Genomic DNA, 11,308 nt, shown 5'->3' with positions numbered 1-11,308 from the left:
CCCTTACCCTTGTCGTCCACGATATGGGTTCCGATTCATTCGACCATGCCGACTGGGCTGGCGCCGTACTGAACACGTGTGGCAACACAACAAACACAGTAGCGTTAAAAACAAATACCACTAAAGAAGTCTTTAATTTTATGGATGTTACAACTATTAATAGCACCCATATGATTGATATTCTATGGGAAACTTCCAACGACATGGGCATTGATATGTATGTTATAGAACGCTCGGTAGATGGACACCATTATACGATTGTTAGCGACCAACCCAGTATTAAATCGAACAAAAAGGTAGGATACTCAGGTAATGATTACAATCCAGTAATTGGAAAATCATTTTATAGAGTAGTAGCCATCACAACAGAGGGTGAAAAGATGTATTCATACGATGTTGAAGTGGACTTTGATATTTTCAAAACCAAAGTGATGGTGTATCCAAACCCCGTGAGAAAAAACCAAATGTTGACGGCCGATATATTTGTAGATGAGGAGCACAAGGGGAATTTAAATATTAGTATTTACAGCATAGAAGGTAAACTTATTTCTACCAAAACAAAACGAATGAATGAACTTCAGGCTTTCGAACAATTCAAAGTATCTGAACTGGATAGTGGTCTTTATATTTTGGAAGTTAAAGGCTCTGATTGGACACGTATTGAACGGTTTGTTGTGAAATAACTTAAAAAAATAAACTCTATGTAGCTATTAAAAAAAGACTTTGATGCGCTGGATTAAAATTATAAATTTTAGGCAGCGCATTTTTTAATTTCAACATGACGAAACTAGATAGTCCTCAAACAACATAATTTAACCTAAAGACGATTTAAAAGCTTTGCTAAAAATTGATTATCATTAAAAATTTTTTTGTCTTTCCAATCGAAATATGAGGAATCCTCATTATAGGACGTCCAGTATCTCACGATAATAAAGTGATCACTCTGTTGAAATGACAAACCAATAAATCTCAGGTTCCAAGTACTTAATTTTTACTTCATTCTATTTTGAATTTAGCATAATTTACTAACAATATGGTATAAATTTATGTTTTAAGTTTATTTAAAAATTTGATATTCAGATTTTTAAATAAAAATATTTATAAACAAAATATTTACTTATCAACAAGTTTACACATAAATAGGTAATCCTTTAGCAAAACTTTATATTTGCAAATCCAACAGCACTAGACCATTTAAGCCATACATTAATGATAAAGTTTAAAATCGATAACATCCATATGATAATGGATATCGTATTTACATTAACCCCATAAATTAATAGTGTGCTTTCTCATAAAAATGCCATTCATCGAATTTATATTTGTATTTCGTCGAAAATAAATATTATTTCATCGATTTTATTTTGTGTTTCAATAATTTCGCTCCAAAACCTACTTAACCCAAAATAATTTTGAAGCATACCTACTTTAAAAAGAACACCTCAATCATTCTATTACTCATGTTTTTTACAATGGGTAGTTTTGCACAAAACAATGCTTTTATGTATTCCATAAATACCTCTGGCAAAGATTTATCTGGAAATGATGGAATTTTCAATTACTCCATCGGTCAGGTTTTTTACTCCCAAATCGATGACGCAACGCACATTGTTACAGAAGGAATACAACAAAGCCTGATAGAAGAACGCCCCAATAATGAAGATATTGATGTTCCTGAAGACCCCATGGCTCCCAATGCTAATATTCTTGTTTATCCAAATCCTACGAATAATCATGTGACATTAGTATCGAATGGTTTTAATTTCAATAACGATTTAAACTCGTACCAACTTTATGATTATCAGGGCAAATTATTAAAACAACAGGTCATAACACAAACCAACACCTCTATAGACTTAAGCCCTTTAAGCGCTTCCATATATTTACTTCAAGTATATAGTCAAGAAAAACTATTCAAAACCATCAAAATTGTAAAAAAATAACACCATGAAATACCTATTCACACTTTTTGTATGCTTCATTTGCACCTTATCCGTTTTGGCACAAACGCCTGAAAAAATGAGCTATCAAGCCATCATTAGAGCAAGTGACAACACTTTATTGGCAAGCTCTAATGTAAGCCTTAAAATTCTCATTCGCCAAGGAAGCACCACTGGCAACGTAGTTTATGAAGAGACCCATTCCGAAAGAACCAATAGTAATGGTTTGGTATCTTTGGAAATAGGCACTGGAAATAGTGTTCAAGGAAATTTTAGCAGCATTCCATGGGAACAAGGTCCCTATTTTGTTGAGACCCAGGTAGATGTAACGGGCAGTTCCAATTACACCATTACGGGTGTTAGCCAACTGCTGAGTGTGCCTTATGCCCTTCACGCCAAATCGGCTGAAAGCTTTACAGGAAACATCGTAGCATCCCCTTACAGGGCAGCAATTATTCCTTTGACTAACTCACGAAATATAGCAAATTTGGACATTAACAATACCATAGCCTGCACCAATTCTTCTACCTTAACCCTAACCTCCAACTTTTCAGCCATGGAAATTGGCGATACAGTAAATCTAGAAGCTCATGATGGTGCCATTTTAACGGTTACGGCGGGTGCTGGTGTTCGTTTAAATTATACTGATGGAGGCACAGCCGTATTTACCAGTCGTGTTGGAAACGTCCGCTTTGGATTGTTACGTAAATCTGCAACAAATGCTTATATAATTTCAGGACAATGAAAAATTACGTAATTATATGCTTTTTATTGGCGGCATCAACCGTTTTTTCGCAAAACTATTTTTATGCATTGGATGAAGAGCCAAAAGCACCAGATACTGAAGCCCCTTCGGCACCCCTTGATTTGGTGGTCAATAATGTAGCCTATACCACTGTAGATTTGTCGTGGTCATTGGCTACCGATAATGTGGCTGTTACTAATTACAAGATTTTGATTTACGATTCCAATGATGTGTTAGTAAAGACGAACACTATTACCAATTACAACAACTATACTGAAATTGATTTACAGCCCGACACCCCTTATTTCGTGAGTGTTCGCGCTCTGGATGCCGCTTTTAATGAATCTGAAGACAGTAACAAAGTAGCTTTTACTACCAAATCACATGGACCTAATATGTTGAGCGAACAACTATACTTTGATGCCGTTTTATTGCCATTATCCAAAAAAGACAGTTTACAAGCCTATATAGATTTGTATGACCACGTGCGCCTTGAAAAAGGCGATTATGGCAGGATTAGTGGTACCCCTATTAATTTATCAACCAACCAAAGTATATACGGGTTTCCGACCGAAACCAATACTCCTGAAATTAATGTATTGCCAGGAAGTAGTTATGTGGTAATTGATAATATTAATCCTTTTAAGGTCAACCTTTTGGAAGGTGCGCCCATTAGAAATATACTTATAAGCTGTATGTCCAACTCCACCATACGCTCAACGGGTGGTCAACTTGAGGACAACCTCTTTTTAAATATTGCTCGTTCTGGCATTCAATTAGATTTTAGTGCCAGTGGCTATTACAGGAACAACAGGGTGTATCGCCACATGACACAAGGCGGTTTTTTAGAACTATCAGGTAACTCATCAACCCCAAGTTATGGCAACCTTCATGTCTGGAACAACTTTTTAACACCAAACGGCGATGCTGCTTACATAAATGCTATACAAGATATAAGTTTTATAGGCTTTGATAGCGAGGGTTGGAATTTAAGAAACCAAACCACTAGAAACGCCATGTTTAAAGCCGAAAACATCGGCAACATCAAAATAACAGATTTCGGTGGTGGTAATGATTATTGTGCGGGGTGTGAACAACCTGCCTGGGACATACAAGCGGATAACCTATTTATTTTTAACAAAAAAATAACCGATAACTCCGTTGAAAAAAGTATTGCCAGAACTGATACTAATGTTTTTGTGTTGGAAGAAAATCACCAAAGAGACCCTTACCGAAAAGAATCAGGGGTTTACGACGTGAAACTTTCCACAGAATACGGGTTGGGTATTTATGATGACCACTCCATCTACATCAATGACAATCTTGTGAGTACCACCATTACAGACCCAACTACCATTGATAAAATCAAGGCTAACATCTTACAACCTAAACTAAAACCAATAGACAGACCCGTACATGAAACCCTGCCAGACCCCTTAGGACCCAATTGGGCAACAGAGCGTGTGGGTAAACCCGATAGTAGGGCGTATATCCAAAATTTAATAGATACCGATACCATTGCGCAATTGCCAGAAGGCGTTTTTTACATCAGTGGTACACTCAACATTAATGGTGATGATGCTTTTAAAGGAGGTATCATAGGAGCAGGTACGGGTAAAACCGTTATTTGTGGGCTTACCGATGATTTTCCTTTGATTACGGTGAACAAATTTGAACAAAACCAACAAAGCCGTATCAATTTAGCGCACCTAACTTTACAGGGTGGTAGTACAGGCCTGTTTTTTCCAACCTATATGGGATTAACCGCTTTAAATAATTGGCGTTACGTGATATTCAGAAACCAAAATATTGGGATTCATTTGGAGCAGATTTTTGGCATGGACAACTGTTTTTTCAACCACCTAAGCTTTGTGAATTGTGGTATAGGGATATATAATGACCCAAAAAACATAAATGACCCCGATTTTAACATGATGCAAGATGCTGGATACATTGATAAAGTGGTATTCTATAAGAATCAATTTATAAACTGCAACACCGCAATGCAAATAAAATCTTTTAGAGGAAGCAACTTAAACGCTTGGATAGAATGTAACTTTAACTCTAATGGTTTAGTGGGTACTATGGGCGGACAAAACTTTGCAAAGTTTGTAAACTGCGACTTTACAAACAATAGGGGCAACGCTACCGATAAAGCCCTTTTTAATGGTAACGGTGTAAGTTTATATAATTGCGATTTTTCAGGAAACACTTCACAATACACCTTTAACACTACAGGGTTATTGGCAGAGGGCTGTAGCTTTTTGGATAGCAACCAACTGATGAGTAGTGAGGTACATTTTAACCAGAGTCAATATATTGTAAACAGTATCATTACAGCTACAAGTTTAGGTGGTGGCTGGGGCAATAACCAAGGACAGTACATCAATAGCAGTTTTACAAACATTCCTGCCTTGAACAAGCTTATGGTAACCATGAAAGACAATGTGATAACCACTATTATTGATGAAGCCCCAAACCCGTATCCACAGTTTTTAGTTAAACATTAATTAAACCATTGTGGCATTGAAATCCAAAGTCTTAAAATAAAAGAATGACATGCTACCTTTAAAAAGCATGTCATTCGGACTATGACACGAAAAAAATTATATATTATTTAGCTTTTACCGCACCTAATCATTACTCTCCTGTTTATAATAGGAATGGATCCGTAGAAATGACAAACCAATAAATTCTAGGTTTAAATATGTAAGGGACAAGGTTCATTATACCCTGTTCTTAAGTTGTAGCACAAAAACAGACTTTTTTTATATCAAGCAAATCAATAGCAGACCAGGATCGCTTTAACATTTTCCTATGATGCTATGTTTTCCAAAAAAGTCTTCATTACATTATCAATATCCAAATAATTTTCAGCATAGCGTCGGGCATTTTTCATAATTTTTAGACGTTCCGGGCTTGTTAAGGCTTCTTCAATACCCTTATTAAGAGCACTTTGATTTTCAGCATCCACTAAAAACCCCATGTGGTATTTTTTGGTTACTGCATATATTCCAGAATCCTCATTAGCGGTTATGAGAACTAATCCGCCCACAGAAAGAATGGTAGTCAATTTAGAGGGCATGACCAAATCACTCGCTTTGGCTTTTTGAATGACTAAATGCATATCAGCCATGTTCAAAAATTCATTAAACTTTTCCATGGGTTGTAAGGGAAAAAACAGTACATTTTCTAGATTCAGGGTTTTTGCTAAGGCTTCCAGCTTCTTTTTATAGGGTCCCGTGCCACATATCACAAACTTGACTTCTGCCCTATCTTTAAACGTCTCGGCCGCATAAATAATAGCCTCCAAACCTTGTTTTTCTCCTATGGCTCCAGAATACAGTACCACTTGGTCCCTTTCATCAAAACCAAAGTCCTTTTTCAGCATTGCTTTTTCAGAAATTGGAGAAAAAAATGAGGTGTCTGACCAGTTTGGGAACAAGACGACCCCTTTTTGTGCTTTTTCTTCAATTTTGGAGACCATTTTTTCGGAAATACTACTAATCACATCTGTTTTGTCAAAAATAAATTGTTCTAGTTTATATAATATATTAATGACTTTCTTCGAAGTAATCATATTCAAATCCTGTGCGGCTTCAATTTGCATATCTTGGATATGATACACCGTTTTAGAGTTTTTAAATACTTTATAGAAATAGCCCAGTAAACCGAACTGAAAAGAGGGCACGACTGTGATAACCGTGTGACACTTTTTTTTAAACAATAACATGACTAATTGAAAAAATGCGGAAACCATAAAAGACACATCTAAAAGCATGCGTTTTTTACCCGTAGGTTCTGAAGGCACATACATGGGACAACGATACACCGTTATTTTGCCACCTGATTCAAAACTTTTAGTTTCTTTGAGGTACCAAAATCGATTTTTATGATAAGGCTCTTGCACTTTCCAAAAGGGGTAATAGGGGTACGTAGTTACCACTATACAATCATAGCCTGCATTGGCTAGCCAATGGATCATTTCACCACTATACTTCCCAATACCCGTGGGTTCTGGTGAGAAGTTATACCCTATCAATAATATTCTTTTACCCATTTTTTTTATTATGTGTTTTTTAATAATTTAGAAACAGCGTACATGAATAATAAACCCAAACCAGACCCCACCATACCCCAAATAATATCCATGATATCAAAAGACCTTAAAGGCCTGAATAGTTGTCCCAATTCTACAATCAACACCAATAAAACCTGCATCAACCAAGAACGGAGCCACCATAAATAGTATGCTTCTGTCATCACTATTAACATTCCAGAGATACATCCCAAAAAAACAAAAGGAATGGCTGTTCTAAAATTATAGTTTTCCTGTTTATCGGCCCAATAGGCAATCCAATCTGGCACATACGCATTCCAAGCCAGTCTGGGACTGCTTATCCAACTAAAATAGACAATCAATATTAATCCAACAGCTATCAAAAACCATAATAAATAACGCATTAAGTTTTAAAAAGATTTGGTTTGGTTTAATTCAACAATTTTACAATAAATTTGTGTAAAATAAGACATTTTCAGTATCGCAAATGCAAAACCCGTAGCGCCATCTTTCCAACCCCCATAAAAAAAGTAACTCCCCAAAAAATAAACAGGACCGATGAATGGGCTTCGTATCAGTTTATATTTTACTTTTTGTTTCCAAGTCCATTTGGCTTTAGCTTCAACATCGCTAAAGGTTTTTATAAATCTGTAAGCTTCCCAAGAAGCATACTCATTATGCTTAGTCATGTAATGTGACACCCCCCTAAAATCGCGATGGTCTATTTTACTTTTAATATAGCCTATTTCGCCAACTAAAATGGGGTGTTCATGAATTTCCATATCTAAGTTACTCCATGTATCTTCATCAATTTTTTCATATTCACCAGCACCCACCTTAAAAAGTGCTAATTTATTAAGTGGATACCCCCCCTTCAACTTTTTTCCCATAAAATAAATGGTATAATTAAGCCAAAAACCAACCTTTCCTTCCTGGGTTTCCAAGGTTTCTTTTAATTCCTTTTTAAACTCTGGTGTTAAATATTCATCTGCATCTAAAAATAAAACCCATTTTGTTTCCAACTTATAATTTCGTAAAAACCAATTACGTTTTTTAGGAAACTTACCATCCCAAACAAAATTAACAATGGAAACCCCTTTTGAGTCTGCAATATCAAGAGTCTTATCTGTACTACCAGAGTCAATAATGACGATATGTTTAACGAAATCGCTCCCAATGGCCTCTAAACAGCCCAATAGGTTTTTTTCTTCATTTTTAACAGGAATCGCTATGGTTAAATCTAAAATTTTCCTCATATTCTAATACTTATAAATAATAAACTTTACTAGGGCACATTCTCAAGTTATTTTTTTTAAAATATTTATAGACATTTTAAATAATTTCATAAAAAACTAATTTTTCATTTCTCTCATTTTTATAAATTTAGCAGGGTTTCCTCCTACAACAGTCCAAGGTTTGACATCTTTAAAAACAGCCGATCTAGCTCCTACAATAGCTCCCTCACCAACTGTTACACCTGGACCAATAAAGACATCAGCTGCAACCCATGAACCACTTTCAATAGTAATAGGTTTCGTTACTAAAGGAAGTAAATACTTAGATATATCATGAGAGCCCGTACAAATATAGCTGCCTTGTGATATCACTGTATTTTTCCCAATAATAATTTTATCTTTACTATAAAGCTCAACTCTCGGGCCTACGCAAGAGTGTTGCCCTACCTCAAGATTCCATGGTGCAAATATTTTTACGGATGGATAAATCAGAGCAGATCCCTTAAATGTTGCTCCAAAAAGTTTTAAAATACCATTTCTAACGAAAGAAAGTTTAACTCCTGGTATACATCTGAAAATGGTTCTATTTATTACCATCCATATAATTCTCTTTACAAAAAATGGTTTATCTTCTTTATAGGTGGACAAATCAAAATCACTCATAATCAAATATTTTTTATGTTAATAAAGTTTAATTATTTCTTCAAATAGTCAGTATTTTTATTTAAAACTTAAATGGCGTATTTTTGTATTATAAACCTTTTCAATAACACCTTCCCATTCCGCAACAATTCTATCTAAAGCAAAATGCTGAGATTTATCATAAGCTTCCTCAGACATTTTTCGGTATAATTCTTCATTCGATATTAATTTATTCAGATACTCTACTGTTTTATCTTTACTGTAAGGCGTAGTGGTTATAAAACCAGATTTACCATTTTCAATTATATCATATATTGCAGAATAACTACCGTAGACAATAGGTACTACCCCATATGTCATTCCCTCTATAACAACTAACCCAAACCCTTCCAAATCGGAAGTTAACATCAAAATTTTTGCACGTTTATAAAATTCTATAGGAGCCTCTTTTTTAAAACCTTCAAAAAATATCCTTTCTATATTTTCACTTTTTACATAAGACTCTAATGTATTTTTCTCAGGACCATCTCCAACTAACACCAATTTCCAATCAGGATACTTTTTGTATATCTGTTCCCAAGCTTCAACAACGCGATGTACCCTTTTATTAACATAATCCATACGGCCTAAGAATAATATTTCATTCTTTTTAGATTCTTGACAATTCTTATTAAAAGTTAAAGGAGCTTCTATTGTAATAGGGTTGGCTATTGATATCAATTTATTGTTATTCTTAATTTTAGATAGTTTAATAAAAATGTCTATGAAACTTTTTGACAAAACAATATATAAATCACTTTGCATATATACATATTTAAGATTTAGTCCTGTTAAGAATAGCATGGCAGCATGTAAAGAGGTATAAAATTGCTTTAATATTAAATTATTAGTATTATTTTTATAATGAAGAATTTTCAATAAACGCTTATTTTGATCAGGTACACCATGTAGTGCAGATATTAAAATACAATTCTTTTGCTTTCTAGCCCTGTTAATTAACAACGTAACATAATAGGGTAAACACCATTGATTTATGATGACGTCAATATTTTTGTCTATAATAATTTCTTCAAGTAATGGGATATTTGATTTTTTGCGTAATGGATAATTTAATGCAAACAATTGAATGGATGGTTCCAATTCTTCTTCTCCTAATTCCGGATTTGGTTGTACAAAAGAAACAATTGAAACCGAATGGCCTCTTTTTGCAAAAGCGTTTGCTAGAACCGTAGTAACCTTTTCTGTCCCACCATAGGACGGGTAAGTTCCAATAATAAACAAAATATTTCTCATAATTTAAATTTTATTCTAACACTACTTTTATTTATGCTCATCCCAAATATTCAATTGGTGAATCAAACACGCGCCAAGCGGTTTTTAAGGCTGAATGAGGGTCCGGAAAAGGTGTCTGTATTGGTCATTTATTTTTACTTTTTAAAATTTAATAGCATCAACAGTTATTCTTATGTTAAGACTTTGGTTGTCCAATTATCAATCAAGGCTTCAATTGAAAAACATGTTTTATAACAATGTTCTGCTTGTTGTGCCATCACACTTTTATCATTAAATGATCCATCCATCCACCTATTTAACAGTGTTATGGTTCCATTTAAGGTATCATCGTTCACAAAGCCTGCTTTTCCTTCCACAATTTCTTTCCAAATATTGATTTGATTAGAAATTAAAACGGGTTTTTTACATGCTAAAGCTTCCACTATGGCAATTCCGAAATTTTCCTGATGGCTTGGTAGTACAAAAGCCACACAATTGTAAAAGGCACCCCATTTGGCATCTCCGGCAAGCATGCCTGGAAAAAAAATACTATCTTTTAATTTCTCATCATCCGAAACAAACTTCATCATTTTCTTTCCATATTCAGAATCACCTCCCGGTCCGGCAATGACTAATGCAGGCAGAATGGTGTTATTCGATGGATTATCCCTTATCTTTTTATAAGCTTCTAACAATAGGTCCACCCCCTTTTTTTCATGTATCCGACTTAAAAACAATAGGTAGGGTCTCTTTTCCAAACCTTGACATTTATTGAAAAAGGCAGCATCCATTGGCGGTTGATACATGGGTGGTGCCTCTACCCCCAAGCCTACGACCAATTCGCTTTTAGGATGGTAAGGATGGAAGGGTTTTCTGGCCAATAGCCGCTCTTCTTCACAAGTGAATAGTAAGCCTTCTCCATAATTTACTACCTTATTTTCAATGCCTTTCCAATACAGCCAGTTTCTAATAGCTTTTAGTCGTCTGCCCGATGCCTTTTGAAAATAGGGGTCTAACATCCCATGGGGCATCACATAATATTTGGGGTGTTTTTGATGCTTTAACCCTAAAGCCCGTTGGTTTCTTTTAAACGCCTTATAAACCGCGAACGAATTATATAACCAGAGCCCATGAACAATCACATAGTCATAATTATGAATATGGTCTTGGAGCCATGGCAGTAACTTAGGATGATAACCCCAAGGATTGTTATGCTTACCTAGAGCATACAATTTAAAGGTTTCCTTTGTAACAAAATCATCATTAGGATGGTCTAGACACACCACTTCATTTACAATGCCTTGTTGTATTAAGCTCGTTGCAATGATGCGTACTGCTTTACAAACGCCTCCTAAAACGGGATCCATACTACTTACAACATGTAAAATCTTTTTGCTGGTCATGGCTTTTTACT

9 protein-coding genes and 1 pseudogene are annotated in these 11,308 nt (G+C 35.1%); 4 read left to right on the top strand and 6 right to left on the bottom strand.

Annotated elements, in window-relative coordinates; all coding sequences use genetic code 11:
- The 4 genes from ABD963_RS13670 to ABD963_RS13655 all read left to right on the top strand — a co-directional run.
- On the top strand, nt 1-683 hold a 683-nt coding region (locus tag ABD963_RS13670; protein WP_345277733.1), incomplete at its 5' end, for a T9SS type A sorting domain-containing protein.
- Between the two features lie 729 nt (nt 684-1,412).
- Nucleotides 1,413-1,943, top strand: coding sequence for a T9SS type A sorting domain-containing protein (locus tag ABD963_RS13665; protein WP_345277731.1), 531 nt, complete (start codon nt 1,413-1,415; stop codon nt 1,941-1,943).
- Nucleotides 1,944-1,947: 4 nt separating this feature from the next.
- Nucleotides 1,948-2,685: a hypothetical protein gene (locus ABD963_RS13660; protein WP_345277729.1), complete on the top strand. Its 738-nt coding sequence runs from the start codon at nt 1,948-1,950 to the stop codon at nt 2,683-2,685.
- The gene (locus tag ABD963_RS13655) at nt 2,682-5,195 is read left to right on the top strand and encodes a fibronectin type III domain-containing protein (RefSeq protein ID WP_345277727.1); all 2,514 of its coding nucleotides are present in this window, start codon (nt 2,682-2,684) and stop codon (nt 5,193-5,195) included. Before ABD963_RS13660 ends, ABD963_RS13655 begins: the two co-directional genes overlap by 4 nt.
- Nucleotides 5,196-5,500: 305 nt before the next feature.
- Here the strand turns inward: ABD963_RS13655 and ABD963_RS13650 are convergent, their stop codons facing one another.
- The 6 genes and pseudogenes from ABD963_RS13650 to ABD963_RS13625 form a co-directional block, all read right to left on the bottom strand.
- Complete coding sequence (locus tag ABD963_RS13650; protein ID WP_345277725.1) at nt 5,501-6,745, bottom strand: WcaI family glycosyltransferase; 1,245 nt, start codon at nt 6,743-6,745, stop codon at nt 5,501-5,503.
- Nucleotides 6,746-6,753: 8 nt separating this feature from the next.
- Complete coding sequence (locus ABD963_RS13645; protein ID WP_345277723.1) at nt 6,754-7,149, bottom strand: VanZ family protein; 396 nt, start codon at nt 7,147-7,149, stop codon at nt 6,754-6,756.
- Nucleotides 7,150-7,155: 6 nt separating this feature from the next.
- Nucleotides 7,156-8,001 carry a glycosyltransferase family 2 protein gene (locus ABD963_RS13640; protein ID WP_345277721.1) on the bottom strand — a complete coding sequence of 282 codons (846 nt, stop codon included), beginning with the start codon at nt 7,999-8,001 and terminating at the stop codon, nt 7,156-7,158.
- 111 nt (nt 8,002-8,112) lie between these two features.
- A pseudogene (locus ABD963_RS15360) lies at nt 8,113-8,232 on the bottom strand (putative colanic acid biosynthesis acetyltransferase); the annotation flags it as partial.
- A 468-nt stretch (nt 8,233-8,700) separates the two neighbouring features.
- Nucleotides 8,701-9,915, bottom strand: coding sequence for a glycosyltransferase (locus ABD963_RS13630; protein WP_345277717.1), 1,215 nt, complete (start codon nt 9,913-9,915; stop codon nt 8,701-8,703).
- Between the two features lie 170 nt (nt 9,916-10,085).
- Nucleotides 10,086-11,297 (bottom strand): glycosyltransferase, encoded by a 1,212-nt coding sequence (locus tag ABD963_RS13625; protein ID WP_345277716.1) that lies wholly within the window; start codon nt 11,295-11,297, stop codon nt 10,086-10,088.
- Nucleotides 11,298-11,308: the final 11 nt, after the last annotated feature.

The sequence above is a fragment of the Litoribaculum gwangyangense genome (assembly GCF_039543505.1).
Taxonomy (GTDB): domain Bacteria; phylum Bacteroidota; class Bacteroidia; order Flavobacteriales; family Flavobacteriaceae; genus Litoribaculum; species Litoribaculum gwangyangense.
The sequence above is the reverse complement of the archived record's forward strand: the minus strand, read 5'-3'. Positions and strand labels throughout refer to the sequence as shown.